Origin of the sequence: Amycolatopsis sp. NPDC057786 (assembly GCF_042797905.1) — a bacterium.
Taxonomy (GTDB): Bacteria; Actinomycetota; Actinomycetes; order Mycobacteriales; family Pseudonocardiaceae; genus Amycolatopsis.
Map to the genome: position 1 here is coordinate 1 of NZ_JBHVKW010000024.1, position 26,282 is coordinate 26,282.

Genomic DNA, 26,282 nt, shown 5'->3' on the forward strand with positions numbered 1-26,282 from the left:
TCCTCGCATCGGATGTGGGGAAGGGGCCCTTCACGCCGGGATTCTGGTCGGTGAGCGAGCGGGTCATGTTGCGAAAGCCACTTTCGCAACCTTCAACGTTGCGAAAGTGGCTTTCGCAACGTCGGACGCCACTCACGACCACCCCGGCCCGGCAGTGAGGTGAAGGGGCCCTTCACCGCGTGCGATGCGACGAAGGACCCCTTCGCCCCTGGTTCTCGGGTGTACGGCGTCCGATCACGCGAGTGTCGTGCCGCGTCACCCAGGTCACCTCGCCCGAGTCTCCACTCACGACCCCCCGGCCCGGGCGTTCAGGGTCAGAGCTTCCCGATGGCCGTCCGGAAACCTTCCAGCGCCGCGCGATAGAAGCGCGGGCCGTACGACACCCGTGCCACGCCGACTTCCCGGAGCGCGGCCAGATCCAGTTCCCCGCCGACGTTGCCGTTCACCGGGCACGCGAGTTCGCTGACCAGCGCGGCGATCTCGGCACGGCGTCCCACGCCGATCGGATACACGCAGTCGGCGCCGGCCTCCCGGTAGAGCCTGCCCCGCCGGATGGCCTCGGCAAGCCTTTCCGGCTCCGGGATCCCACGGTCGCCCAGGAACGCGTCGACCCGGGCGTTGACGACGATCGGGACGCCCGCCTCGGTCGCGGCCGAGCGGATTTCCGCGAGCCGCTGGGCGTGCTGCTGGGCATCGACCAGCTCGCCGGTCCGGTGATCGGTGTCCTCCAGGTTGCAGCCGACGGCTCCGGTCTCCAGCAGCCGATCCACGAATTCCCTCGGTGCCAGGCCGTAGCCCGCTTCCGCGTCCACGGTGACCGGCAACGGGACCGCGCGGGCGACCCGGCCCGCCGCCGCGAACATCTCCTGCCACGGCGCGCCTTCACCGTCGGGGAAGCCGAGCATCGCCGACACGGCGGCACTGGCGGTGGCGATCGCGGGGAATCCCGCCTCCGCCACGACTTCGGCGCTCGCCGCGTCCCAGACGTTCGGCAGGACGAGCATTTCCCCGCTGTGCAGGGCACGGAGCGCTTCGGCGAAAGCGTTCAGGTCGGTCATCGGTTTCTCCTCGGTCGGTATCGGGCCAGGGAAGAGCGGGGGATCAACCACGCAGCGAGCGGGGAAGCCCGAAAGCGGCGAGCAGCGAGTTGTCGAGGAACCGGGTCACCGCGGTGATCCGGTCGCCGGCCAGGTCCAGCACGAGCACCCCGTGCGCGTGCCCGATCGGCGTCCTCGGATCACGGAGGTAACAGCCGAAGGCGGGCTGACCGTTCGCGCGGGTCGGGATCAGCGAGTACCGGCGGCCGTCGGAGAGCGCGACGGTCGCCAGGAAGTGCCCGACGGCGTCCGGACCCTGGTACTCCCAGGGCAGCGGGGGCATGGTGAGCCACGCGTCGTCGGTCAGCAGCGCCACGATGGCCTCGACATCGCCGGCCTCGAAGGCTCGGGTGAACTCGTCGACGATCCGGCGTTCCCGAGGTGAATCCGGCAGGGGAGCGGTCTCGCGTCCGCCGTCGGGCATTTCCTTGGCCAGCGCCGAACGCGCCCGGTTCAGCGCGCTGGTCACGGCGTTCTCGGTGGTGTCGAGGATCCCGGCCACCTCGGCCGCCCGGAATCCGAGGACGTCCCGCAGTACCAGTACCGCCCGCTGCTTCGGCGGAAGTTGCTGGAGCGCCGCCAGGAACGCGAGCGAGATCGATTCCCTGGCCTCGTAGCGTGCCTCCGGTCCGGGCACCGGATCGGCGATCCCGTCGAGCAGGACGTCGGGGTAGGGCTCCAGCCAGCTGGGTTCGGGGCGGCGGCGCGACGGCTCGGGCAACGGGACCTCCGGTCGGTAGGCCGCGTGGTCGTGTGGGCGGCGCCCGCCCGCACGCAACGCGTTGAGGCAGCGGTTGGTCGCGATCCGGTACAGCCAGGTCCGCACGGACGCGCGTTCCTCGTACGCGTCGATCCCGCGCCACGCGGCCAGCAACGTCTCCTGCAGCAGATCTTCGGCGTCCTGTACGGAGCCCAGGATGCGGTAGCAGTGCACCTGCAGCTCACGGCGGTACGGCGCGACGAGATCGCGGAACGCCTCGCCGTCACCGGTTTTCGCCAAGCCCAGCAGCTCGTCCGCCCCCATGCTCCGTTCCTTCCTCCTGTGGTGTTCCCTCGACAAGGATGGACACCGCCGTCACCGGAAACTGGTCGGTCTCCGCCGAATTCGCGGAAATCGGTTCCCGGCCCGCCTCTCGGGTGGCTACACTCGCCGCGAATCATCCCGGCGAGGAAGGACAGGACAGTGCGTCATCACCACGCCGTCGTCGTCCCCTCGGTCCGCTACGAGGTGATCCTCGTGTCTCCCCGCGTCCGGTGTCTGCCGCGCGGCTAGCACCGGCACGTTGACGAACGCCTGACCTTTTCGCGTCCTCTTTCCCGTCGCCACGCGACGGCGGGGGCGCCTGCCCGCGTTCGCCCGAATCGCGCAGTCCGAGCTCCGGAGAGCACTTTCGAAAGGCCGCGCCATGCGCACCGTCCCCCTGTCCGCCGTCCGCAATCTGGGCATCCTCGCCCATGTCGACGCGGGCAAGACCACTCTGACCGAACGGATCCTGTACGTCACCGGCACCACTTACAAACGCGGTGAGGTCCATGACGGCACGACCGTGACCGACTTCGATTCCCAGGAGCGAGACCGTGGCATCACCATCTTCGCCGCCGCCGTCAGCTGTTCGTGGGACGGCCATCTCGTCAACCTGATCGACACGCCCGGCCACGTCGACTTCTCCGACGAGGTCGAACGGTCGCTCCGGGTCCTCGACGGCGCGATCGCGGTGTTCGACGGCGTCGCCGGGGTCGAACCGCAGAGCGAATCGGTGTGGCGCCAGGCCGACCGGCACGGCGTACCGCGGATCGCGTTCGTCAACAAACTCGACCGCGCGGGCGCCGATCTGGACGCGGCCGTGGAGTCCATCCGGGAGCGGCTGCATCCGCGGCCATTGGTGGTCCAGCTGCCGATCGGGAAGGAAGACGGTTTCGCCGGCGTCGTCGACCTGCTCCGGATGCGGGCACTCGTGTGGGCCGACGGCGCCGAGAAGGCCGAGGAAGGACCGGTTCCGGAGTCCCTTGTGGACGAAGCGAACCGGCGACGCCGACTGCTCGAAGAGACCGTCGCTGAGCTCCATCCTGCCGCGCTGGAGGAGTTCTGCGCGTCTTCGGCGGTTTCGACGGAGACGCTGGTCTCGGCGCTGCGCGAGCTGACCCGGACGGGGGATGGCGTCGTGGTGCTGTGCGGCTCGGCCTACCGCAATCGCGGTGTGGAGCCGTTGCTGGAAGCAGTGGTGGCGTACTTGCCTTCGCCGTCGGACGTCCCGCCGGTCCGGGGCGAGTACGAGGGCACGGCCCACGAACGGCGCGCCGATCCGTCGGCGCCGTTCGCGGCACTGGTGTTCAAGGTGACCTCGACCGCCACCGGGCGGTTGACGTACCTGCGGGTGTACTCGGGCACGATCCGGACTTCGGAGGCGGTGATGGACGTGGGCGGCGGTCGTATCGAACGCGTCGGCCGCATCCTGCGGGTCCAGGCGGACCGGCACACCAGGGTGGACAGTGCCGTCGCGGGTGACATCGTCGCGGTGGTCGGATTGAAGAAGGCCCGAGCCGGCGCGACGTTGTGCGCACCGTCGGAGCCGCTCCTGCTAGAGCCGCCCGTCGTGGCCGATCCGGTCGTGTCGGTCGCCGTCGAGGCGCGCACGGGAACCGACACGGAACGGCTGATGTCGGCGCTGGCGCGGCTGGTCGAGGAGGATCCGTCGCTGGTCATCCGGACCGATCGCGAGACCGGCCAGACGCTGCTCTCGGGTATGGGCGAGCTGCATCTGGAGGTGGCGGTGGAGAAGATCCGGCGCGACCACGGGCTCGACGTCGGCGTCGGGCGGCCTCGCGTCGCCTACCGCGAGACGGTGGCCCGCGGCGTGTCCGGTTTCGCCTATCGGCACGTCAAGCAGGACGGCGGTGCCGGGCAGTTCGCCCACGTCGTCATCGATACGGAACCTTTGGAGGAAGGGGAATTCGAGTTCGAGTCCACTGTGGTCGGTGGCCGGGTGCCGAGGGAATACGTCCGCGCGGTCGAAGCGGGTTGCCGTGACGCGCTGGCGGAAGGCCCACTCGGCGGGCATCCGGTGACCGGTGTCCGGGTCACGCTGACCGACGGTGCCACCCACTCGAAGGACTCGTCGGAGATGGCGTTCCGGGCGGCCGGGCGGTTCGCACTCCGCGAGGCGTTGCGTGCCGGCGCGATGACGCTGCTGGAGCCGGTCGCCGAAGTGACCGTCACCGTCCCCGAAACCGCCGTCGGCGTGGTGCTCGGCGACCTCGCCGCCCGGCGTGGCCGGGTGCTGGGGTCCGCGGTGCGCGCGGGAACGACCGTCGTCACTGCGACGGTGCCGTTGGCCGAACTGTTCGGCTACGCGACGCGACTGCGCAGCCGGACCCAGGGCCGGGGCACCTTCACGGCCCGGCCTACCGGCCACGCCCCGGCACCGGAGGGACAGCCGGTCCGGTAGATCGACGATGGCCCGCCCACGACACTGTGGGCGGGCCATCGCCCGAACCGCTGTCACCCGGCGATCGGGCGCCGGGTGACAGCCGTCTTCACCCCGTCACACCACCGGCCACGGCGGGCGGCAGTTCTGCCGCGGCAGCGCGTGCGATCCGTTGGTGTACACGCCGTCCGCGATCGTGTCCTCCATGATCGAGCGGTGATCGGTGGGACGGGCCCACTGGTAACACAGGTGCTGCGCGAAATATCCGCCCGGCGCTTCGAGGGTGTCGAAGTGGCAGACACCGTCGGTTTCGATGCAGTAGCGGATGTACGGAATACCGCCGAAGTCGGTGCGGCCGGGACCGAACGACACGTAGCCGCCGAACGGCGACGGTGCCCCGGTGCCGGGCGGCAGCACCGCGCTGATCCCGCGTCCCGGCGGACCGACGGGCTGCATCGGGTCGGCGAAGATCTTCGCCCTGAACCGCGACTTGTCCACGGCCAGTTTCCCGTCGGCGATGTCGTTCAGCACCAGGTTCGCGACCAAGGCGCCCTGCGAGTAGCCGACGACGGTGAATTCCGCGCCGGGGTTCTCGTCGAAGGAGCTTTGGGCGACACGACGGGCTTCTTCGTGCCCGCGCGCGACGCTCTGGTCCATCGGCGTCTGGTCGCAGTTCGGTGCTCCGGCGGCCCCTGCCGGGTAGTGGACCACCTTCTTGATCCCGCCCCGCAACCAGGCGTCGTTGTAGACGGTCGCGGCCCCGTCGCAGGTGCCGCCGATGAGGATGTAGTACCGCGCCTGGTCGGCCTGGGCAGCCGGCGCGGTGACGCCGATCAGCCCGGCGGCCAGCGTGGCCGCCGCCAGGACCCCCCTGAGCTTCTTCACATTCATCGTCCTTTCGTTCGACTACGGTGCGTGTTCGAACGCTAGGGACGAGTCATGAAATTTTGATGAAACCCCCTCAGCGATGCGCGAGCACGTTGACCACGTGACCACTGGGATCACGGACGAAGAACCGCCGGACGCCCCAGGGCTCGTCGGTCAGTTCGTGCACGATCTCGGCCCCGGACGCCTTCGCTTCCTCGTACGCCGCGTCGACGTCGTCCACCTCGATCGAGGCGACCGGCACGACGGGCGCGGTCTCGTCATGGGTCATGAGGCTCAGCTGCACCTCCGGCCGCTCCGGATCGGCCAGCGTCACGATCCAGCCGTGATCCATCACCACTTCGAAGCCGAGCACCCGTTCGTAGAAGGCTTTCGCCTGCTCAAGGGACTTGGTCTCGAGGTCGGCTACCACTCTCTTGATCGGCATGTGCGGATACTCGCACAGGGGTCCGACGATTTCGGGGGAGCAGGAGCGGGGTCGCGAGCATGAGCGCTCCGGCGACGCCGACCGCCGCTCGCGGTCCGGTGAACGCGGCGAGCAGGCCCCACAGCGCGGTCAGCGAGGCGGTGGTGAGCTTTCCGGCGATCGACCAGGCCGACAGCGTGCGCGCCGCGCGGTCGAGGGGAACCTGTTCGAGCCTGCTGGTGGCGAGTACCGGGTTGAACACGCCGATGCAGGTGATCAGGCAGAATTCGACGACGATGACGAGGATCAGCCCGGGAACACCGGGCTGGATGAAGACCAGCCCGACGGGCCAGCAGACTCGCAGCCAACCGGCGACGAAGAGGACGCGGTCCCGGCCGTACCTGGCGACCACGGTCCGGGAGAGCCTCGCCCCGATCAGCCCGCCGAGGCAGGGCACGGCGAAGGCGACCGCGTACTCCCACGGAGCGAAGCCGAGTTGCCCGAGCATCAGGACGGCCATCAGGGGCGCGGTCGCCATGATCAGGCCGTTGACCACGATGGTGTTGACGAACAGCGGGCGCAGCAACGGGTGGGTGAGGATGAACCGCCAGCCTTCCCGCAGGTCGCGGCCAGTCAATCGCGTGCCTTCCCGTCGCGCGGGCGGCGGCTCCGAACCCCCGACCGCCCGGATCCCGAGCGCCGAGAGCAGATAGCTGACCGCGTCGGCGGCGATCGTGATCACCGGCCCGAAGAGACCGACGGCGAAACCGCCGAGCGGCGGACCGAGCACGGTCGCGGTCCAGGTGGTCGATTCGAACCGGGCGTTCGCGACCAGCAGATCTTCGGGCGGCAGCAGGGTTTTCAGGAACGCCCCACTGGCCGCCAGGAAGGTGATGTCGGCCGCGGCGACGATGACGGACACGGCGAGAAGCTGACCGAAGCCGAGCAATCCGGACGCGTACGCCACCGGGACGGTCAGCAGCGCCGCACACCGGATCAGATCCATCGCGATCATCACCGGCCGTTTCCGGCGGAACTCGACCCAGGGGCCGAGCGGCAGCGCGACCACGGCGCCCGCGACGAGACCGGCGGCCGCCAGTAGCGAGACCTCCGTGGCGCCCGCGCCCAGCGCCACGATGGCGATCAGGCTGAACGCGTCGAACGCGAACCTCGTTCCGAACGCGCTCGCCGCGTACGCCGCCCACAGCCAGCCGAACCGTCGCCCCAGCGATCTCCCGCCCACTCGCGAGATCCAAGCAAGGCGGGACCTCGAAGTCGAACAACGTGTCGTGGGCGGGTCACAACCGCGGGTTGTGCGACCCGGTCAGAGATCTCCGAGCGCGGTGACCGGCGATTCGACGCAGTCGGCGACGAACCGGAGGAATCCGCCGGCGGTCCCGCCGTCGCACACCCGGTGATCGAACGCCAGGGTCAGCTCGCAGACCTTGCGCGCCACCAAGGCGCCGTCGACCACCCAGGCACGGTCGATGATCCGGCCGATGCCGAGGATCGCCGCTTCCGGGTGATTGATGATCGCGGCCGAGCCGTCGACCCCGAACACGCCGTAGTTGTTGACCGTGAAGGTTCCGCCGGTCAGGCCCGCCGGGCCGAGCTTTCCTTCCCTGGCCTGCGTTGTGCGGTCTCCGATCGCGGCCGAAAGATCTCTTGTGGACAGTGCGCCCGCGTCGCGGACAACCGGCACGACGAGCCCACGGTCGGTCTGCGCGGCGAAACCGAGGTTGATGTCCCGCAGTTGGACGATCTCGTCGCCCTCGACACGCGAGTTCAGCTCGGGGTATTTCCGCAGGCCCGCCACGGCGAACCGGGCGATGAGACCCAAAAGACTCACCGGGCGATCCGGTGCCGAGGCGTTGAGCGACTTGCGTGCCGCGACGAGTTCGGTCGCGTCGACGTCGACCCAGACCGTCGCTTCGGGGATCTGACGGCGTGAAGTCGTCAGCTTGTCGGCGACCGCCTTGCGAACGCCGGTCAGCGGGATCCTCGTTTCGCCGTCCCTCGGCTCGGGGACGGTGAGCGCCGCTTCGACGTCGGCGCGCCGGATGATGCCGCCCGGTCCGCTGCCGGTCAGCTTCGTCAGGTCGATCTTGTTGTCCGCGGCCATCTTGCGGACGAACGGCGAGATCACACCGGGAGCTTTGGACTGCTTGTCAGCACTGATGACGACGGTGCGCGTCCGGCGGCGTCTCGTCGTGGTGGTCGTGCCGTAGCCGATGAGGACGTTGCCGCTGCCTTCGCTCGCTGTCGTCACGCCGGGTTCGCTGAAACCGGGGCCGATGGTGAGCAGGGGAGCGCCGACCGGCAGTGACTGGCCGGGTTCGCCGTGAAGGCGCGTGACGACGCCGGCGAACGGCACCGGCACCTCGACCGCGGCCTTCGCGGTCTCCACTTCGACGACTGGCTGGTCGACACCGACGGTGTCGCCCTCGGCGACGAGCCAGGTGACGATGGTGCCTTCGGTCAGCCCTTCGCCGAGGTCCGGGAGCAGGAAGTCAGGCACCGGCCACCACCGGTTCGTCGTTCCACTGCAGCCGGGCGACGGTGTCCAGGATCCGGTCGACGTCCGGAAGCTGATGACGCTCCAATTTCGGTGGCGGATAAGGGATGTCGAGGCCGGTGACCCGCAGGACGGGCGCGTGCAGCTGATGGAAGCACTGCTCGGTGACCCGGGCGACCACCTCGGCGCCGTAGCCGCCGAACCCGGCCGCCTCGTGGACGACGACGGCGCGACCGGTACGGCGCACCGAAGCGGTCACGGTCTCGTCGTCGAACGGGCTGAGCGACCGGAGATCGACGACCTCGACGTCCCAGCCCTCGGCGGTCGCGGCCTCCGCCGTCTCCAGCGCGGTGGCGACCATCGGGCCGTACGCGATCAGCGTGACGTCCTTGCCCTCGCGGCGCACGACCGCGCGGTCCATGGCCGCGCCGTCCCGGGTGAAGGACACGGGCTCCTTCGACCAGTAGCGGCATTTGGGTTCGAGGAAGATCACCGGATCCGGTGAGTCGATCGCGTCGCGCAGGAGGTCGTAGGCGTCCTGGGGAGTGCCCGGTGTGACTACGCGAAGGCCGGGCGTGTGGGTGTAGTAGGCCTCGCTCGAATCGCAGTGGTGCTCGACGCCGCCGATCCCGCCCGCGTAGGGGATCCGGATGACCATCGGCAGCGACAGCGCGCCGCGGGTGCGGTTGCGCAGCTTCGCGACGTGCGAGGTGATCTGCTCGAAGGCGGGGTAGGCGAAGGCGTCGAACTGCATTTCGACCACCGGCCGGAACCCTCCCATCGCCATCCCGACCGCGAAGCCGACGATGCCGGACTCGGCAAGCGGTGTGTCGAAACAGCGCTCTTCGCCGAAGTCGGCGGTGATGCCGTCGGTCACCCGGAACACACCGCCGAGCGGGCCGACGTCCTCGCCGAAGATCAGCACGCGGTCGTCGTCCTTGACCGCGTCGCGCAGAGCGGCGTTGAGCGCCTGGGCCATCGAAATCTCGGTCATCACGCCTCCAGTTCGGCGGCGACCAGCGCCCGCTGGGCGGCCAGCTGGCGGGTCGGGACGGCGTACACGTGCTCGAACAGCGACAGGGGGTCCGGCTCGACGTCGGCGTTGAGGGTGTCGCGCACGCCGGCGGCGAACGTCTCGGCCTCGGCCCGGAAGTGCTCGATATCGTCGGCGGACAACAGGTTCTCGGTGGTCAGGTACGTTTCGAGACGGCGCACCGGGTCGGCCGCGCGCCATTTCTCGACCTCGGCCTGGTCGCGGTAGCGGGTGGCGTCGTCGGCGTTGGTGTGCGCGTCGATCCGGTAGGTGTGCGCCTCGACCAGGACGGGCCCGAGACCGGACCGCGCGTGCGCGACGGCGTCGCCCAGCACGGAGAGGACCGCGACGGCGTCGTTGCCGTCGACCTGCTCCGACCGGACGCCGTAGCCGACGCCCTTGTACGCCAGCGCGGGGGCGGCGCTCTGCTTCTCGAACGGCACGGAGATCGCGAAACCGTTGTTCTGCACGAAGAACACCACCGGGGCCTTGAACACGGCCGCGAAGTTGAGCGCCTCGTGGAAGTCGCCTTCGCTGGTGGCGCCGTCCCCGATGAGGGCGAACGCGACGGAGTCCTCGCCGCGGCGCTGCATCGCGTGGGCGAGCCCGGCCGCGTGGAGGGTCTGAGTGGCCAGCGGGGTGCACTGCGGAGCGACGCGGGTCTTGGCGGGGTCGTAGCCGCAGTGCGCGTCGCCGCGAAGGAGCGTCAGGATTTCACCCGGTTCAAGCCCGCGGGCCACGAGCGCGACGGAGTCGCGATAGGTGGGGAAGAGCCAGTCGGCGTCGGTGAGGGCCAGCGCGCTCGCGACCTGGCAGGCCTCCTGGCCGGCACTCGACGGGTAGACCGCGAGGCGGCCCTGTTTGGTCAGCGCGGTCGCCTGGGCGTCGAACCGGCGGCCGAGCACCATCAGCCGGTAGGCCTCGACGAGCCGTTCGGACGGCGGCTCCGAATAGCCGCCGTGCTCGTCGACGCGTGTGCCGTCCTCGGCGAGGAACCGCACCGGGACTCCGGACGGCAGCAACGCGGCGGCAGGGGTCTCCCGCGACATGGCGCAGCACCACCTTTCACAGACATATGATGCTGAGATGGTGGTTTCCGGAGTCCCAGTGTTCAAGAGGCGCGCGAAATGAGCGACAAACTGCCCCCCGCATCGGTTCAGCCGAGCCAACCGTCCAGCAGTGGCGCGGCTCACGGGCCGGATCCGGGACGAACGGTCCTTGCCCTCGACGACATCGATCGCGCGATCCTCGCCGAACTCACCGCCGACGGCAGGCTCGCCGTCCGCGCGCTGGCGGAGCGGCTGCACATCTCGCGCACCAACGCCTACGCGAGATTGGACCGGCTGATGTCCGAAGGCGTCATCACCGGCTTCGGCGCCCGGATCGACCCGCGGCGCGCCGGACTCGGGACGAGCGCGTACATCCTGATCACCGTCGAGCAGACGTCATGGCGGACGATGTCGGCCGAGCTGCGGCAGATCCCGTTCGTCGAGCACGTTTCGCTCGTCGGCGGCGACTTCGACATCCTGCTGCTGGTGCGGACACCGGACAACGCTTCGCTGCGGGATGTCGTGCTGGAACGGCTACAGGCGCTGGACGGCGTGCGGTCGACGCGGACGTGGCTGATCTTCGAGGAGCAGCCGGGCGCCGCCCCTCACGAGATCTGACCGCCCCCTTCACGCGCCGCACTGTGACTGCTGATGCACGTGGCGATTAGCGAGTCCGTGAAGGTCTCCGGCGCCTCGATGATCCTGGTGGGAGTACTCCTGGCTATCGGTTCTTCCGAGCGGTGCGGCGTACGCGCTCGATGCGCGCGTCGACGTCCGCCGGATCATCCATCCCGAGCCTGGCCCGGCGCTGCAGCTGGTAAACGACGGTGTCGGCGAGTGGGGCATCTCGCCACTTTCGCCACCGCTTCGTCAACCACATCGACTTCTTCGCCGTGAGCGTGGACTCGGTCTGCTCGGCCGCCTCGAACGCGACCGGGCCGGTGGCCGCGGCCAAGACCTGGTGTTCACGGTGCCGGTCAGCGCGGTTCGGTACTCGCTTGTTCCGCCGGATGTTCTTGCGCGAACTCTTGTCGTTCTCGCCGTAGTCGTTGCGCCGGTCCTTGGCGTAGCTGAGAGCCTTCTTCTCCTGCGGGCTTCTCCGCGCCATCCTCTCCCACCTCCAGTCAGCCCAGCGTACGTGTAACGCTCTTCGCCTTCTCACCGAATACAGCCGGGTTCGACGGCGGGGGCGGAGGAATCATGGCGCGTGTCCTGCTCCTGTCGTCGGTAGCCGTGGCGTGCTTCGTGGCGGTCGCCTGTGCGAGGTCGGCTCCGCCCGCTCGCCCACTCATCACGGTCACGCCGAGCGTCACGACGACCACGGAGGTGACCACGACGGTCGTGATCACCTCGACGACAACGGCAACGCCGACCAAGGCCAAGGCGCAGGCGGCTTGCCGCAAGGACGAGGACCAGTGCTACGAGCCGGATAGGACCACCAAGTGCCAGACCGGCGGTTGCGTCAATTCCGGTCGGGGGATGACGCAACGGGACGTCGAGAAGCAGCGGGACGATTGGCTCCGTCGGCATCCGGGTTGGTGCGCCGCGGGGGAGACCGGAGCCGTGGCGCCCTGTTGACCGAGACGCATCGCCGGACACCCCATTCGGGTGATAACGGTTCGGCATTCGATGTATCTGACCTGCTCCCCATTGACACCTTCCTACGATCGCGGCGACCGGGTGGAGGGAATGCGGTGACGGTGGAGAGCGCGGGTCAGGACTACCTGACGCGGCAGATCGGGGCTCTGCTCGAAGCGATTCGCGAGGAGGGGCCGGTCGGTGAGGGCAGACGCAGTTTCCGCCTAGCGGGGCATCTCGCGGCGGAGGGCGGGTTCCACCTCGGTGACATCCTCGCCGCGACGGCGCAGCTGCTGGCGGTCCACGCGTGGAACAACGGCTATCTCGGCGCGGCGGAGCTGCTGACGCGCCGGATGCGGGACTTCGGTGCCGAGTCGGTGGAACTGGTGCGGTACCTCGTGCGCTTGGAGACCGGCTGTGAGCAGGGCTGGCTCCCGCACGCGGATCGCGACGAACTGATCGCCTACGCCCGGCGTGTCCAGCGTGCCGACATCGAGGAGCGCGCGCAGTCCATCGAGGCCTCGCTGCCTGGGGTCACCGATCCCGAGCGTCCTGATCGGATGGCCAGTGAGTCGTGAGATGGTGCTCGGGGTCCGCGAGGATGCCGCGGATCACCGAGCCCGCGGCACCGCGCACGGCGGCTCCCGTGCCGAGCGCCGAGCGGACGACGCGCACCGGCGACCACGCAGTGCTGGGGACGCGGCGTTCCAGCTCGGCGAGGAGTGGCTCACGCAGCCACGGCTCCAGCCGCGCGTAGGTTCCGCCTAGTACCACGGCTGGAACGTCCATCAGATTGACCACAGTGGACAGTCCGACGCCGAGATGTCGTGCGGCGGCGGTCGCGGCGGAAACCGCTCTGTCGTCGCCGGATTCCAGCGCGGAGACCAGATCGTCCACCGTTTCCGTGCCCGCGAGCCGCAGGATCTCCTCCTGGCCCGCCATCCGCTCCAGGCAGCCGTTCGCGCCGCAGGAACACGGCGGGCCGTCGGGCGACACCGGCAGGTGGCCGATCTCGCCGCCCGCCCCGCGAACGCCTTCGAACAGGGCGCGGTCCAGCACGATGCCGGCGCCGATCCCGATCTCGCCGGACACGTGGACGAAATCCGGCAACGCCGAGCCGTGCCAGAGTTCGGCGAGTGCCGCGAAGTTCGCTTCGTTGGCGACGGTGAACGTCTCGCCGAGCCGGTCGGCGAGGTCGACGTCGCGCCACCCCAAATTGGGCGCGAGCCGCACGAGCCCGGATTCGACCAGGCCGGGGACCGCGATACCGACGCCGCCGACGGGGACGCCCAGCGCGTCCGCCTGCTTCCGTGCTTTGCGGAGGAACGCCGAAACGCGCTGGAAGACACGCGGAGTCCGGTTGTCGGCGTACCGGACCTCCTGTGCGCGAACGGCGCCGGTCAGATCGACGAGGCAGGACGCCAGGTAGTCGACGCCGATTTCGATGCCGAGCCCGTGCGGGCCGGTGGGGGAGAGTGAGACGACGGTGCCGCGCCGCCCGGGGCCGACGCGTTGTTCCGGCTCGCCTTCGGCCACGAGATCCGCCGCGATCAGGCGGTCGACCACGGTCGACACAGTGGCCTTCGTGAGTCCGGTGGCGGCGGCGAGGCCTGCTCGCGACGTGCCGGGCCCGTCCGCGATCGCGCCGAGGACGAGGGCGGCGTTGTGCTGCCGCACGGTGTGCTGTCCCGCCGGGCGCGTGCCGATCATCGCGCGATTGTATTCGTTTGATGCCTGAACGAAAGCCTTGACCCGCCGGAGCGGCGTCGATAAGTTCAAGCATCAAACTAATTGGGAGGCGACATGGCGCAGGCGCCGACGCGTGAGGACAAGTTCAGCTTCGGGTTGTGGACCGTGGGCTGGCAGGCGAACGACATGTTCGGCCCGGCGAGCCGTCCTCCGCTCGACCCGGTCGAAGCCGTGCACCGTCTCTCGGATCTCGGTGCCTGGGGTATCACCTTCCACGACGACGATCTCGTCCCGTTCGGCTCGGCCGACGCGGAACGTGCGCGGCACCTGAAGCGCTTCCAGGGCGCGCTCGCCGATACGGGCCTCGTCGTCCCGATGGTCACCACGAACCTGTTCAGTCACCCCGTTTTCAAGGACGGCGGCCTGACCAGCAACGACCGGGACGTCCGTCGTTACGCGCTGCGGAAGGTGCTCCGGAACCTCGACCTCGCCGCCGAGCTCGGCGCGTCGACGTTCGTGCTCTGGGGCGGCAGGGAAGGCAGTGAGACGGACGCCGCGAAGGACGTTCGCGCGGCGATGGACCGCTACCGTGAGGGCATCGATTTCCTCGCCCAGTACGTTCTCGACCAGGGCTACGGCCTCCGGCTCGCGCTTGAGCCAAAGCCTAACGAACCCCGCGGCGACATCCTCCTGCCGACCATCGGGCACGCGCTCGCGTTCATCTCCACGCTGGACAACCACGAGATCGTCGGCGTGAACCCGGAGGTCGGGCACGAGCAGATGGCCGGGCTCAACATCGTCCACGGCATCGGGCAGGCCCTGTGGCAGGGCAAGCTGTTCCACATCGACCTCAACGGCCAGCGCGGCCCGCGGTTCGACCAGGACCTCGTGTTCGGGCACGGCGACGTGCTGTCGTCGTTCTTCCTGGTCGACCTGCTGGAGCACGGCGGTTACGACGGGCCTAGGCATTTCGACTACAAGCCGCTGCGCACGGAGAACATGGACGGCGTCTGGGCCAGTGCCGAGGCCAATATGGCCAGCTATCTCCTGTTCGCCGAACGCGCCCGCGCGTTCCGTGCCGATCCCGAGGTGCGTGCCGCGCTGGACGCCGCGCTCGTCCCGGAACTGGCGAAGCCGACCCTCGGCGAGGGTGAGACGGCGGCCGATCTGCTGGCGGACCGATCGGCGTTCGAGGACTTCGATCCGGACAAGGCGGCGGAACGCGGCTACGGCTTCATCCGCCTGTCCCAGCTTGCCCTCGAACACCTCACCGGGGCACGCTAGAACCGGTCGACGTCGAGAACGGCCTTGGCGAACTCCTCCGGGGCCTCCTGCGGGACGTTGTGACCGATCCCGTTCAGGATGCGGTGTTCGTACTTGCCGGAGAACTTCGACCGGTACGCCCTGCCGTCGGTGTTCGGGCCGTCGAAATCGCTGCCGATCGTGATGGTGGGCACCGAAACCGCCGGCCCCCGCGCGAGTTTCGCTTCGAGGGCGTCGAGTTTCGGGTCGCCATCGGCGAGGCTCAGCCGCCACCGGTAGTTGTGGATCACGATGGCGACGTGGTCCGGGTTGTCGAAGCAGGCCGCGGAACGGTCGTAGGTCGCGTCGTCGAAGGTCCACTTCGGCGACGCGATCTTCCAGATCAGCTTGTTGAAGTCGTGGCGGTTCTTCGTGTAGCCGAGGATGCCGCGCTCGGTGGCGAAGTAGTACTGATACCACCAGCCGAGCTCGGCGGCCGGGGAAAGCGGCTGCTTGTTCGTCTCCCGGTTGGTCACGAGGTAGCCGCTCACCGAGACGAGTGCCTTGCACCGTTCGGGCCACAGCGCGGCGATGATCACGGCCGTGCGGGCACCCCAGTCGAAGCCGCCGAAGACGGCCTTCTCGATCTTGAGGGCGTCCAGGAGCGCGACGATGTCGGCGGCGATCGCGGACTGCTGGCCGTTGCGGAACGTGTCCTTCGACAGGAACCGGGTCGGCCCGTAGCCGCGCAGGAACGGCACGATCACCCGGTACCCGGCCGCGACCAGGCGCGGGGTGACGTCGACGTAGCTGTGGATGTCGTAGGGCCAGCCGTGCAGGAGGACCACCACCGGAGCGCCGGCGGGGCCCGCTTCGGCGTAACCGATGCTCAGTTCCCCGGCGTCGATCCGTTTGATCGGGCCGAACGAGGCGGTCCCGCCGGTGGTGGCGGGCGCGGCCGCCGGTGCCGCCGCGGGTTGGGCCGAGCAGCCCGCCACGGTGGCTCCTGCTGTCGCGGCGACGACGGCCTGCGCGAACCTTCTCCTGCTGAGCATCCTGATTCCTCCCGCGAAACGCCTGGTACGGGACGAAATTAGGGCGCAGACTCCTGGCACGGCGACCGTCGGACGACGTCACCGGTGTAAGTCACGTATCAGGCGACTTCCGGTTCGGCGGCCAGGAACACCGCTTCCAGCCGTCGGATCCGGGCCCAGAACTCGGCCTCCCTCCCTGCTTCGAGAACGCCCAGGTACCCGCCGGGTACGACGCGTCCCACGAACGGGCCGGACGTCCAGACCCGCCAGCCGCTCGTGGCGTCGTCGCCCGAGGCAGACGCCGGGTCGTCGGTGCCGCGGATCGCGGCGATCGGGCATGGGAGCCGGGTTCTGGCGGGCCCGCGGTAGGCGTTCAGCAGCTGGAGGTCGCCGAGCAGAAGGTCCAGGGCGTACTCCCAGCTTTCGGGCGAGTCGCGGTAACCCGCGACGGGGGTGAGCCCCGTGCGGCCGAACACCCGCCCCATCGCCGACGCGCCCGCCTTGGCGTTCTTGTCCGGTGAGCGTCGCTGCGGGGCGCACGCGTCCACGACGACCAGCGCACCGGGGGCGGCGCCGAGCCGCTGAGCGGTTTCCAAGGCGACGAGGGCGCCCATTCCGAATCCGATCGTCACGGAGCGGGAAAACCAGGCTTTCGGTGTCTCGGCGGCCAGATGTGCGGCGAGTTCTTCGAGCGAGGACGCCGGTGCTTCCGCGAGCCGTTCCCCGTGTCCGGGATATTCGACGGCTCGGATTTCCGCATCGACCGCGCCGGCGAGCGCGTCGAATGCCCGGCTGGTGCCGCCCGCCGGCGGAAACAGCAGGTAGCCGGGTTCGCGACTGTCTGCTGTGGACAGTGAAACGAGTGCGGCCGTCATGATCCGAAAGATACGCGCGATTAACCCGAATGGGGTAACGGTTCGGATTCGACCAAGATCAATTCACCCGCCTGAGGGAGGTTTCGGCATAAGGCTGCCCGGCCGTGTCGTATCTGGCGTTCCCCGTTCGACGTCCTGATAAGAGCCGGAAGGAGAAAGCGATGAACACCACGACACTGGCCTCGACCACGCGGCTGAACCCGGTGAGCCGCACCCTGCCGGTTCTGCTGGCGATGGAGGACGACGCGGAAGACGTCGGCCGCCTGTCCCCGGACGACCGCCTGACCTGCCATGTGCACGGCCGCTGGATCCACCAGTGCGTGGCTTCCCCGCTGCACGTCAACCCGATCACGCGGCACCGCTGGTGTCGCTCGTGCGCGACCGCGTTGACCGTCGCGGTCGATGAACTGTCCTGCGACGTCACGATGTCCTGTCCTCGGTGCGGCCACGGCGAAAGCGCCGCCTCGGCCAGGCTGATCGCCGCGTGCCGCGCGAGTCTGGCCGAGGCGCGCCGGGGCTCCGGCGCGCGGGCCGCCTAAGCGACGTGGTCGAGGACCCGCTCGATGATGACGTCGCGATCCTGCGGGCGGAGATGGAGGTAGTGGCCGGCGTCCGGCAGGATCTCGACGTCGGCATGGGGGAGAAGGCTCTGGAGTCGTGCGGCGGCGACAGCGGAATCGTGCACGGCGCTGCGCCCGCCGAACAAGGCCAGCGTAGGCACTCCGATGGACCGCAATGCCTCGTCGCTCGGGCAGACCTGGAACGGCACTCTGGCGCGATAGCACCGGATCCCGGCGAGTACGAGCCGGGCGGCAGGCTGGTCGAGGATGTCCGCGCCGGCGGACCACGTCACGAAGCGGCGCCACAGCCGGTCGCTGTCGAAGACGGCGGCGGCCAAGCCGTACCGGAGCACCTTCCGGGCGAACGGCACCGAGGCGGTGGTCGGGTCCAGCAGCGCGACGGACGCGAGCCTGCCGGGTGCGTGGATCGCCTGGTTGACCGCGTGCCAGCCACCGGTCGAACCGCCGACGAGCCGTACGTCGCTCAATCGCAGTTTCTCGAAGACGTCGTCGAGGGCGATCGCGCGGTCCCGGATGTCCTTGAACGGCGCCTTGTGCACGCTGCGGCCTGCTTCGCCGAGAGTGTCGATCGCGTAAACGGTGTGTCGTTCGGCCAAGGCAGGGATCAGCGTCGTGAAGCAGGCCGAGGTCGCCAGAAGTCCCGGCAGCAGGGCGAGCGGACTGCCACCGTCGCCGTAGCGGTAGACCCGCGTGGTGCCATGGCGCGTTTCGACGTCGAACACTCCGCCCGGTTCCGGGCATTCGGCCATGGCGCGGTCGTAGGCGGCGAAATAGCGTCTTTCGGCCGCAGGATTCCTGAAACCTCCGATTTTCTTCATGAGGGGAACGCTAGGCAAAGCCGTCTTCCGGGTCTTGAACGAAAGTAAGATGACGAGATGGGCGGGTGGGGTCTCGTGGTGCCGCGGCGGGACCTCGTCCGCGCACCCGGCGAGCGGATTCTCCGGTGGCCGCACCCCGGCCTTGCCGCCCATGTGGCGAGCTACGTCGCGCACGACCTTCCCGACGCGGGCGCGAACTCCTGGCAGGACACCCCGTTGTCGGTGCTCACCTGGGTGATCGACATCGACGCGCCCGCCAGGGGGCCGGAGGTCCCCGAGTCGCCGGTGCTGGGCTTGCGGGACCGGCCGTTGCGGCTCGACCAGGCCGGCGCTTCGCGCGGGATCATCGTCACCCTGACCCCGCTCGGTTCGTGCGCGTTGTTCGGGATTCCGTTGCGGGAACTGGCGAATTCGGTCGTCGCGGCGTCGGACCTGCTGCCGCGCGGATCGTTGACCGAACGGCTGGCCGAGGCGGCGGACTGGCCGGAGAGATTCCGGCTGCTGGACGAGTACCTCGCCGCGAGGCTCGCTCGCGGCCCCGCGCTGGCCGCTCCTGTCCGATACGCGTGGCGCCGGCTTTGCGCGGGCCCGGTCCGCGTCGACGTCCTCGCGGACGAGATCGGCTGGAGCAGGCAGCATCTCAACGTCCGGTTCCGCGAACAGATCGGGCTGGCTCCCCGCACGGTCGGACGGATCGCCCGGCTCAATCGCGTGCTGGCGCTGCTGGACCGGAAGTCGTCGCTTTCCTGGGCGGAGGTCGCGCATTCGGGCGGCTACAGCGACCAGGCGCATCTCATCCGGGAATTCCGCGCGCTGACCGGCCGCACCCCGGCCGAGGTCGGGAAACCGGCGGGGCTGTTCGTTCCGCCCCGGTGAAGGCCGTTCGTCTCTCGAAAACGCACGCACGCGGATTTCCCTCCTTGCGACGAGCGTTCACCCGATCGGCGGAGGTAGGTTGCGAGCATGACCCAGGTTTCGACGCCTGCCGAGGCTGCCACGAAGATCACCGGACGCGCCGTCGCGGGGCAGAGGAGCCTGTCGAGCGGGGTGACCGAAGTGGTGCTCGACAGCGGCGACACGGTGGTCGTCAAACGGGGCCACGCCCGGAACGCGACACCGGCCGAGGCCGCGGGGCTGCGATGGCTGGGGGAGCCCGGCGTGGTGCGGGTGCCCGGGGTTCGCGGCCACGACGGCGAATGGCTGGTCACGGAACTGGTCGGCGGCGGGCGGCCGACGCATCACGCGGCGGAGCGGCTGGGGAGGGGGCTTGCGGAGTTGCACACGGCCGGTGCGCCTTCCTTCGGCGCGGCTCCGCCGGACGGGCCCGCCGACGCGTGGATCGGCCTTGCCCCGATGGAGAACACGCCGGGCGAGGACTGGCCGACTTGGTACGCCGAGCACCGGGTCCTGCCGTACGTCCGTCGCGCGGTCGACGAGGGCACCCTCGACAGTGACGAAGCCGCCGCCATCGAGCAGGCTTGCGCGCGGCTCCCCGAAGTGCCCGAACCTCCTGCGCGCCTGCATGGCGACCTGTGGAACGGCAACGTGCTGTGGGGAGCCGTCGAGGCGTCGCTCATCGACCCGGCCGCCCACGGCGGCCATCGCGAAACCGATCTGGCGATGCTGCAGTTGTTCGGCTGCCCGTTGCTCGACCGGGTGCTCGCCGCCTACCAGGAGGTCGCCCCGCTCGCCGACGGCTGGACCGACCGGATCGGCGCGCACCAGTTGTTCCCGCTCCTGGTCCACACCGTCCTTTTCGGACGGTCCTACGCCGGGCAGGCGGTGGCCGCGGCGAAGGCCGTCGGCCGGTAACTCAGCGCGCGAGCCGGTCGAGCCATTCGGCGAGCATCGCCCGCTCGGCTGGAGTCAGGACGTTGCCAGGTTCCTTCTCCAAAGCGGCTTTGAGCGCGATCGCGCGGCTGGGAATGTCCGAAGCCTTGTCCGCGCTGTCGGTGGTGATCGCTGCGATCACGTGTTCGCGCGCGGCGATGATCAGATCCGGATCGCGCTGCTCCGGCGGGCTCGCGAGGAAGGACAGGATCACCCCCATTCCGGTCGCGTGCACCAACTGCGCGGCCTGCTCGACCGGGACGCGCAGCCTGCCGGCCTCGGCGATGCGTTCGATGATCCGGCGGAGCATCGCGTCGGCCTCCTGGCGTGCTTCGCGGACGCGGGGCTCGCCGTACATGAGCATGTAGAAGGCGGGCTGATGCAGGCCGAATTCGACGTGCAGGTCCCAGCCTCGCCGGAGGTCGCGCACCGGGTCGCCGGTTTGCCCGAGGGCGTGCTTCCCCTCCAGGTAGCTCTTGAAGCCGTACGAGGCGACGGCATCGAGAAGGCCGTCTTTGTCGCCGAAGGTCCGGTAGAGCGTCGGCGCCTGCACGCCGGCGGCGGCGCTGACCGCACGCGTCGACAACGCCTCGCGCCCGCCCTCCTCCAAGAGCTCCGCCGCCGCGCGGATCAACCGGTCTTTCGTCGTCAACGTCATGTATCGACGATAACACTCACGCGGTAGCGCTGGTTCGGTATCACTGCTACAGTGATCGTGTTATCACTGAAAACACCTGATGGGAGCACTCGCATGGCACGCGTAGCGATCGTCACCGGCGGTTCGCGGGGGATCGGCAGGCAGTCGGCCGAACGGCTGGCGTCTGACGGGTTCGCGGTGGTCGTCGTATACGGCGGCAACAAGGACGAGGCGCAGGCCGCGGTCGACGCGATCACCGCCGGTGGAGGTCAGGCGATCGCGGCGCAGGCCGACGTCGCCGACGAGCAGGCCGTCGCGGCCGTGTTCGACACCGCGGAGAAGACCTTCGGCGGAGTTGACGTCGTCATCCACGCCGCGGGAACCCTGTACCTCGCGCCGGTGGCCGAACTGGATCTCGACCGGCTGGATCGGTTGCACCGCACCAACATCCGCGGCACCTTCGTGGTCGACCAGCAGGCCGCCCGCCGCGTCCGCGACGGTGGCGCGATCATCAACTTCTCCACGTCGGTGCTCGGCCTCGCGCTGCCGGGATACGCCGCCTATGCCGCCTCGAAGGGGGCGGTCGAGGCGATCACCCTGGTCCTCGCCCGCGAACTCCGTGGCCGTGACATCACCGTGAACGCGGTCGCCCCCGGCCCGACCGCCACGGCGCTGTTCCTCGACGGCAAGGACGAGGCGACCATCGCGAACATGGCGGCGCAGCCCCCGCTCGAACGCCTTGGCACGCCGTCCGACATCGCCGAGGTCGTCTCGTTCCTCGCGGGCCCGGCCCGCTGGGTCAACGGTCAGGTCCTTCGTGCCAACGGGGGCATCGTCTGAGCTTCTCGGTTCAGACGACGTCCAGTCGCGGCGCGGCGGAAGCCGACTGGGCCGCGTAGGCGATGGAGTTGGCGTCGTTGAGGTTGTTGACCCGCACGGTGAACGCCGGAACGGCCCGCTTCGTGTACTTGGTGGTGTAGACCGAGAACGTCTTTGTGGACTGGGAGTAGAAGATGTGCTTGGTCTGGTTCCAATCGACTTCGAGGAACTGACGGCGCACGACTCCGACGAAGAGGAAGAGCAATCGGCGGTTCGTGCAGGCGAGCACACCCTGGCCTTCGCCCTGCGCGGCGGTGAGCGCGAGTACCTGTTCTTCGGGCCGAAGGTAACCGGGGAGGAGATTGACCTCCTTCATCGAGCCGACCAACACACCGCGAACGTTCTGCAGCGCGACCACGATGTCACGGCGCATCGCCGGAACTGAGGCGGGTTGAACAGCCTGCTGCGGCGCCGCCGCGGCAGGCGGAGGGGCGGGGCGTACGGCGGTGTGGAAGGTCCAGCGATATCCGTCCCAGTACCGCAGGAGGGAGTCGTCCAGAGGGTCGGGAAACCATGACGGAGGACGAGGAGGTGCTTGTGGGGGAGCAGGCGGCAGAGGTGGGTGACTCATGTCAGATCGCCGTCCGTGGACAGATCGCCGTCGCCACCCGCGTCGGTGTTCGATGCGGCAGCCGACAGCGCGAGCGAGCGTTCGGTGTGCGAAGTGTCGGCGTCGCGGCGGGACGCTCGCCATTCGACGGCGTCCGCCGTGTCCTTGTATTCGAGGATGTGGTCGTCGCCGAGTCCGGTGAGAAGCTCCTTCACCCGCGCCGGCGTGGCATAGAAGAACTCCCGGCGTGGATTCACCATATTGACGCGATCGGCCGCCAGCCGCTGATGCAGGGCGGTTTCGAGGGCAACGGCGTCTTCGGAGAAGAAGAGCCCGTGGACATCGAACCGGAACGGGACGGAAGCGTCGCCGAGTTCCCGGACCCGGTCCATCGGTTCGAGCCGACGGGTCATCCCGATCTTCACCACGTCCGGCCCGAACGCACCCAGGTTCGAGATGACGTAGACATAGCCCGCGCGGACGTTGGCTGCCCGCTGCTCGACGCCGGCGATGGCGTCGTCGACGGCGGCCAACTGCTCCTTCGCCCGGGTCCAGCCTTCGGTGTCACCCTTCGCCTCCAGCCGGGCGAGCACGGTGGTGTAGTGAGTGCGCTCCTTTGCGAGACGTGCTCGCTCCCGCTCGACTTCCTTCATGACCTTGGCCTCTTCGCGGAGCCTGGCCCGTTCTTCCCGCGCCGCTTCACGTTCGACCTCGACCTTCATCAGGTAGTCGGCGGTCAGGTCGATCTCCTTGAGCCGGAGCCTGTGGTAATCGCTGGAGATCACGATCCGCATCAGGGTTCCGAGCTTGCCGATCGTGTCCCGCGTGGTCGTCAATCGGTTCTTGACGGACTCGACCGTATGCGGCTTGACCACGCGGACTGCGTTGTCCGCCTCGGCGTTGTACGCACGGAGCATCAACTTGGCCATGTCACGGCCGAGCTTCTGCCCCTCCTTGACCGACCCGTTGACTGCCCAATCGACCTGACACGTCACGGCATCGGCCTTCGCGGCGGTCTTGATCTGGGCCCGCAATTCGGTGAGCGCGTCCTTGTAGGCCAGCGCGTCCTCGAGCGGATGCGCGTATTCGTAGATGCCCACCTGCTGCAACAGCGCGAGTTCACGGGTCTCGACCAGCTGAGAGCCCCAAGACTCCAGCTCGGCGATCAGTTGTTGCCGGGCGGCGAACTGCGCCGAGTGCTCCGCCTTGGCCTGCTCGACCGCAACTTTCAACTGGCGGAGTTCGCTCTCCAGTACAGCGGTCTCGGTCCCGCGAAGATGCCCGACCCAACCCCTCAACTCCGCGATCGTGGCATGGGCTGCCGCGAGCTGCTGGTGAAGAGCGGCGACCTCCGAGCCCTGATTGTTGCCGAACAACGCCACGCTGCTTCCTCCTCGTGTGGCACTGGGCAAACCGCCGGTCAAGATCGCCGGTTCCCGTGCTACTTCCGAATCTTGGCGAGGGCACGCGGTGTTACGGAGTTCGAGGCGAGAATCGACGGTTCACTGAACCGGACTAACGGCCTGGAGTACGGCGACGACCGCTCGCCGAGCAGCGTTGTCGGGCGCGGCAGGCCCCTGTCGGAGTCTTCACCCCGGCCAGTTCGAGTCCGAAGCGTTACGGACGAGCCGCAGAGATGAAGCGGGCGGGCCCGCCGACGAAACGCGGGCCCGCCCAAGTCCTTTATGGACGGAATATCAGACGACGGTGCCCTCGGAGTCGTCGTCCGAGTCGGTCTCCTCGATCTTCCACTTCAGCTGGAACTCGACCTCTTCCTCGCCGTCACCGCGCTCGTGCTCGATCGAGAACTGCGCGCGGGCGGGGACGCGGAACCGTTCCCCGGCGATCTGGATGCGGAAAGAGGTCTCGGACTCGAGCGCGTCGGCGAGCCGTCGCAGTTTCGCGACGACGTCGGCGGTGGAGTAGACGCGTTCGACGTCTCGGGGAGCGGTTCCGGTCACGATTTCCTCCAGGTTCCGACACCCTGGCCGGGTGTCCGCGCCGTAATTCAATCGCGTGATCATCACGCCGTGGAGGCGGGGTCACAGTGACCGGGCGAGGCGGAAGCCGACGTCGTCGACACGGAAGGTCGGGTGGCTGCGGCGCCGCACCGAAGCCCGGCAACTCCAGTGCTCGTCGAACCAGCCGCCGCCCTTGAGGACCCGGTATTCTCCGTACACCTCGGCGTCGTACACGTCCCAGCACCATTCCCAGACGTTGCCGAGCATGTCGTGCAGGCCCCACGCGTTGGGCGCCTTGCCGCCGACTTCGTGCACGGTTTCCGCGGAGTTCTCGCGATACCAGGCGATCTCGTCGAGAGGTCCGTAGCGGGGACCGGTCGTACCGGCGCGGCAGGCGTATTCCCATTCCGCCTCGGAGGGCAGCCGGTAGCCGTTCGCGGTCCGGTCCCAGGCCAGGGAATCCAGCTGATAGACGGGAGCCAGACCCTCGCGTTCGGACAGGGTGTTGCAGAACCCGAGGGCGTCCTCCCACGAGACGTCGACCAGCGGGAGCCGGCCGGGTTCGCGCGTGACCGGAACCGCGGCGAGTAGAAAGGACACGACATCGACGGTCCAGTTCCGCTGTGTCCGCCGGTCCGACAGCGTCACCTCGCCCGCGGGCACAGTGATCATCTCCATGGTGCGGCCGATGGTATCCAGGCCCCGCGTTCATCGATGACGCACGCGGGCGCGCCGCACGACGAGCGGGAGTGCGAGGAGGGTGATCGCCGCGCTGATCCAGATGGCGTAGCGGTAGTCACCGGTCGACTCCGTGACGAATCCGGCGAGCACCGGACCCAGGAACGCGCCCGCGTTCAGTGCGACGGTCGCGAACGAGCCACTCAGCGTCGGAGCTCCCGTGGCCACGTGCATGACCCGAGCCACGAGTGCGGAACCACAGCCGAACGACAGTCCACCTTGGACGGCCGTCACGACGAACAAGGCGATCGGCCGCGTCCCGAGCATCGCCAGCACCGCCCAGCCCACCGGCAGGGCGCACAATCCGAGCACCAGGCCGCGCCGGAGTTCGCCGTCTCCCGTGCGGCCCGCCACTGTGACACCGAGGAACGCGCCGACGCCGAACGCCGCCAGCAGACCGGAAACCGCTCCGGCGGGGAGGTGGGCGACATCGGTCGCGATGACCGCGAGGAAGGCGAACGTCGCGAAGGTGGCGCCGTTCACCAACGCGCCGAGGAGCATCGCCTGCCGTACGGGAGGTGCTTTCAGTTCAAGGGCTTCGCGCCGGATCGAGACTTCGTGCGGTTCCGCCGCACCGGCGGGTGCGGAACGGAACACCAGCACCAACGCGGGAAGGCACAACGCGGCGACGGCCCAGAAGGCGGACCGCCAGCCCGCGAGGTCACCCAGTACGGCGCCCGCCGGTACTCCGGCGACACACGACAGCGTGATACCCGCCATCAGGACCGCGGTCGCCCGCGTCTGCTTTCCCTGAGGTGCCAGGGTGACCGCCACGGGCATGGCCACGGCGAGGAAGCCGGCGTTGACGATCGCCGCGACGACCCGGGTGCCGAACAGCAGCGGGAAGCTCGTCGTCACGGCGCCGATGACGTGTACCACGACGAAGGCGGTCAGGAATCCGGCCAGCGCCCGGCGACGAGGCCAGCGGGCGCTGAGCACGGCCATGGCGGGTGCGCCGACGATCATTCCGACGGCGTAGGCCGACGTCAGCGCGGCGGCCGCGCCCACCGGGACGGACAGCTCACCGGCGATTCCCGGCACGAGACCGGAAGCCATGAATTCGGAGGTGCCTTGCGCGAAGACGGCAAGGCCGAGGACATAGACGAACAGGGGCAACGGACGACTCCCAAGGAAAAGTGAGCAGGAGGAAGCCGTGCGCGGAACAGGAGAAACCCGGCCGGACGCACGGAACAGCGCTCCGGTCACCGGGAAGCGAGAGGGCCGACGCTAACGGCCGGATACGACGACTCGCCGCCGGATGACCGGCGGCGGGGTTCTGTCCGACTCGGGGCTCGTCACGGGAACGCACACTACACATGCCGGGCGTCGCCACTCAACCCGATTGCCGGTCACCGCGGAAAACGGTGTCCGTTCCGCGTGCCGGAACGCTTTCGTTGCCCGCTGGAATGAACCCGAGTAATGCACTCTGACCTGCGGTTTTCGCGATTGTTTCGGTGCCG

General features: G+C 69.0%; 27 protein-coding genes and 2 pseudogenes. 9 read left to right on the plus strand and 20 right to left on the minus strand.

Translation table 11 applies throughout. The annotated features are described in order from the left end of the window. Nucleotides 1-314: 314 nt before the first annotated feature. Entirely contained in the window at nt 315-1,058 is a 744-nt protein-coding gene (locus tag ACFVM3_RS15700) for an isocitrate lyase/phosphoenolpyruvate mutase family protein (protein ID WP_378439221.1), read from the minus strand. Between the two features lie 43 nt (nt 1,059-1,101). After that, nucleotides 1,102-2,121: a sigma-70 family RNA polymerase sigma factor gene (locus tag ACFVM3_RS15705; RefSeq protein WP_378439223.1), complete on the minus strand. Its 1,020-nt coding sequence runs from the start codon at nt 2,119-2,121 to the stop codon at nt 1,102-1,104. Nucleotides 2,122-2,503: 382 nt separating this feature from the next. Between ACFVM3_RS15705 and fusA the strand changes: the two genes are divergently transcribed. After that, nucleotides 2,504-4,543: an elongation factor G gene (gene fusA, locus ACFVM3_RS15710; protein ID WP_378439225.1), complete on the plus strand. Its 2,040-nt coding sequence runs from the start codon at nt 2,504-2,506 to the stop codon at nt 4,541-4,543. A gap of 96 nt (nt 4,544-4,639) precedes the next feature. Here the strand turns inward: fusA and ACFVM3_RS15715 are convergent, their stop codons facing one another. The 6 genes and pseudogenes from ACFVM3_RS15715 to pdhA all read right to left on the minus strand — a co-directional run bounded on the left by ACFVM3_RS15715 (nt 4,640) and on the right by pdhA (nt 10,410). Further along, nucleotides 4,640-5,413: a PE-PPE domain-containing protein gene (locus ACFVM3_RS15715; protein ID WP_378439226.1), complete on the minus strand. Its 774-nt coding sequence runs from the start codon at nt 5,411-5,413 to the stop codon at nt 4,640-4,642. A 70-nt stretch (nt 5,414-5,483) separates the two neighbouring features. Then, on the minus strand, nt 5,484-5,762 hold the full coding sequence (locus tag ACFVM3_RS15720) for a VOC family protein (RefSeq protein ID WP_378439228.1): 279 nt from the start codon (nt 5,760-5,762) through the stop codon (nt 5,484-5,486). Further along, nucleotides 5,668-7,056 (minus strand): annotated as a pseudogene (locus tag ACFVM3_RS15725) (MFS transporter). The gene ACFVM3_RS15720 and the pseudogene ACFVM3_RS15725 overlap by 95 nt, the downstream one beginning before the upstream one ends. Before the next feature lie 81 nt (nt 7,057-7,137). After that, entirely contained in the window at nt 7,138-8,331 is a 1,194-nt protein-coding gene (locus tag ACFVM3_RS15730; RefSeq protein WP_378439230.1) for a dihydrolipoamide acetyltransferase family protein, read from the minus strand. Beyond that, nucleotides 8,324-9,322 (minus strand): alpha-ketoacid dehydrogenase subunit beta, encoded by a 999-nt coding sequence (locus ACFVM3_RS15735; protein WP_378439232.1) that lies wholly within the window; start codon nt 9,320-9,322, stop codon nt 8,324-8,326. Before ACFVM3_RS15735 ends, ACFVM3_RS15730 begins: the two co-directional genes overlap by 8 nt. Then, a complete protein-coding gene (gene pdhA, locus ACFVM3_RS15740) occupies nt 9,322-10,410 on the minus strand; it encodes a pyruvate dehydrogenase (acetyl-transferring) E1 component subunit alpha (protein ID WP_378439234.1) in 1,089 nt (362 codons plus the stop codon). Before pdhA ends, ACFVM3_RS15735 begins: the two co-directional genes overlap by 1 nt. 78 nt (nt 10,411-10,488) lie before the next feature. Between pdhA and ACFVM3_RS15745 the strand changes: the two genes are divergently transcribed. Further along, entirely contained in the window at nt 10,489-11,028 is a 540-nt protein-coding gene (locus ACFVM3_RS15745) for an Lrp/AsnC family transcriptional regulator (RefSeq protein ID WP_378439236.1), read from the plus strand. Nucleotides 11,029-11,131: 103 nt separating this feature from the next. Here the strand turns inward: ACFVM3_RS15745 and ACFVM3_RS15750 are convergent, their stop codons facing one another. Then, on the minus strand, nt 11,132-11,518 hold the full coding sequence (locus tag ACFVM3_RS15750; protein WP_378439238.1) for a hypothetical protein: 387 nt from the start codon (nt 11,516-11,518) through the stop codon (nt 11,132-11,134). Between the two features lie 92 nt (nt 11,519-11,610). Between ACFVM3_RS15750 and ACFVM3_RS15755 the strand changes: the two genes are divergently transcribed. Further along, nucleotides 11,611-11,988: a hypothetical protein gene (locus ACFVM3_RS15755; protein WP_378439240.1), complete on the plus strand. Its 378-nt coding sequence runs from the start codon at nt 11,611-11,613 to the stop codon at nt 11,986-11,988. A 116-nt stretch (nt 11,989-12,104) separates the two neighbouring features. Then, nucleotides 12,105-12,566 carry a hypothetical protein gene (locus tag ACFVM3_RS15760; RefSeq protein WP_378439242.1) on the plus strand — a complete coding sequence of 154 codons (462 nt, stop codon included), beginning with the start codon at nt 12,105-12,107 and terminating at the stop codon, nt 12,564-12,566. Here the strand turns inward: ACFVM3_RS15760 and ACFVM3_RS15765 are convergent. After that, nucleotides 12,523-13,698, minus strand: a complete 1,176-nt coding sequence (locus ACFVM3_RS15765) for an ROK family protein (protein ID WP_378439244.1) — start codon at nt 13,696-13,698, stop codon at nt 12,523-12,525. The two genes, ACFVM3_RS15760 and ACFVM3_RS15765, sit on opposite strands and share 44 nt — an antisense overlap. Nucleotides 13,699-13,791: 93 nt before the next feature. Between ACFVM3_RS15765 and xylA the strand changes: the two genes are divergently transcribed. Beyond that, nucleotides 13,792-14,961, plus strand: a complete 1,170-nt coding sequence (xylA, locus tag ACFVM3_RS15770) for a xylose isomerase (RefSeq protein ID WP_378439246.1) — start codon at nt 13,792-13,794, stop codon at nt 14,959-14,961. On the opposite strand, the gene ACFVM3_RS15775 is transcribed toward xylA, so the two are convergent. Further along, nucleotides 14,958-15,974: an alpha/beta fold hydrolase gene (locus ACFVM3_RS15775; RefSeq protein ID WP_378439248.1), complete on the minus strand. Its 1,017-nt coding sequence runs from the start codon at nt 15,972-15,974 to the stop codon at nt 14,958-14,960. The genes xylA and ACFVM3_RS15775 overlap by 4 nt on opposite strands. Before the next feature lie 98 nt (nt 15,975-16,072). Further along, the gene (locus ACFVM3_RS15780; RefSeq protein ID WP_378439249.1) at nt 16,073-16,828 is read right to left on the minus strand and encodes a thioesterase II family protein; all 756 of its coding nucleotides are present in this window, start codon (nt 16,826-16,828) and stop codon (nt 16,073-16,075) included. 161 nt (nt 16,829-16,989) lie between these two features. Here ACFVM3_RS15780 and ACFVM3_RS15785 point away from each other — a divergent pair, with 161 nt between their 5' ends. After that, a complete protein-coding gene (locus ACFVM3_RS15785) occupies nt 16,990-17,367 on the plus strand; it encodes a hypothetical protein (RefSeq protein ID WP_378439251.1) in 378 nt (125 codons plus the stop codon). On the opposite strand, the gene ACFVM3_RS15790 is transcribed toward ACFVM3_RS15785, so the two are convergent. After that, nucleotides 17,364-18,227 (minus strand): alpha/beta fold hydrolase, encoded by an 864-nt coding sequence (locus tag ACFVM3_RS15790; protein WP_378439252.1) that lies wholly within the window; start codon nt 18,225-18,227, stop codon nt 17,364-17,366. The two genes, ACFVM3_RS15785 and ACFVM3_RS15790, sit on opposite strands and share 4 nt — an antisense overlap. Nucleotides 18,228-18,284: 57 nt before the next feature. Here ACFVM3_RS15790 and ACFVM3_RS15795 point away from each other — a divergent pair, with 57 nt between their 5' ends. Then, complete coding sequence (locus tag ACFVM3_RS15795) at nt 18,285-19,103, plus strand: helix-turn-helix domain-containing protein (RefSeq protein WP_378439254.1); 819 nt, start codon at nt 18,285-18,287, stop codon at nt 19,101-19,103. Between the two features lie 87 nt (nt 19,104-19,190). Then, entirely contained in the window at nt 19,191-20,039 is an 849-nt protein-coding gene (locus ACFVM3_RS15800; protein ID WP_378439256.1) for a fructosamine kinase family protein, read from the plus strand. Nucleotide 20,040: 1 nt separating this feature from the next. On the opposite strand, the gene ACFVM3_RS15805 is transcribed toward ACFVM3_RS15800, so the two are convergent. Then, nucleotides 20,041-20,715, minus strand: a complete 675-nt coding sequence (locus ACFVM3_RS15805; protein ID WP_378439258.1) for a TetR/AcrR family transcriptional regulator — start codon at nt 20,713-20,715, stop codon at nt 20,041-20,043. 93 nt (nt 20,716-20,808) lie between these two features. Between ACFVM3_RS15805 and ACFVM3_RS15810 the strand changes: the two genes are divergently transcribed. Next, the gene (locus ACFVM3_RS15810) at nt 20,809-21,534 is read left to right on the plus strand and encodes an SDR family oxidoreductase (RefSeq protein ID WP_378439260.1); all 726 of its coding nucleotides are present in this window, start codon (nt 20,809-20,811) and stop codon (nt 21,532-21,534) included. Nucleotides 21,535-21,544: 10 nt separating this feature from the next. Here ACFVM3_RS15810 and ACFVM3_RS15815 read toward each other — a convergent pair whose 3' ends face one another. The 6 genes and pseudogenes from ACFVM3_RS15815 to ACFVM3_RS15840 form a co-directional block, all read right to left on the minus strand. Further along, a complete protein-coding gene (locus ACFVM3_RS15815) occupies nt 21,545-21,946 on the minus strand; it encodes a PH domain-containing protein (protein WP_378439348.1) in 402 nt (133 codons plus the stop codon). Between the two features lie 57 nt (nt 21,947-22,003). After that, nucleotides 22,004-22,144, minus strand: a pseudogene (locus ACFVM3_RS15820) (DUF2510 domain-containing protein); the annotation flags it as partial. After that, entirely contained in the window at nt 22,141-23,505 is a 1,365-nt protein-coding gene (locus ACFVM3_RS15825) for a DUF4041 domain-containing protein (protein ID WP_378439262.1), read from the minus strand. The pseudogene ACFVM3_RS15820 and the gene ACFVM3_RS15825, both read right to left, overlap by 4 nt. 315 nt (nt 23,506-23,820) lie before the next feature. Beyond that, nucleotides 23,821-24,084, minus strand: coding sequence for an amphi-Trp domain-containing protein (locus ACFVM3_RS15830; RefSeq protein WP_125677397.1), 264 nt, complete (start codon nt 24,082-24,084; stop codon nt 23,821-23,823). Nucleotides 24,085-24,165: 81 nt separating this feature from the next. Continuing rightward, nucleotides 24,166-24,762, minus strand: coding sequence for a formylglycine-generating enzyme family protein (locus ACFVM3_RS15835; RefSeq protein WP_378439264.1), 597 nt, complete (start codon nt 24,760-24,762; stop codon nt 24,166-24,168). Between the two features lie 30 nt (nt 24,763-24,792). Beyond that, nucleotides 24,793-25,938: a Cmx/CmrA family chloramphenicol efflux MFS transporter gene (locus tag ACFVM3_RS15840; RefSeq protein ID WP_378439266.1), complete on the minus strand. Its 1,146-nt coding sequence runs from the start codon at nt 25,936-25,938 to the stop codon at nt 24,793-24,795. Nucleotides 25,939-26,282: the final 344 nt, after the last annotated feature.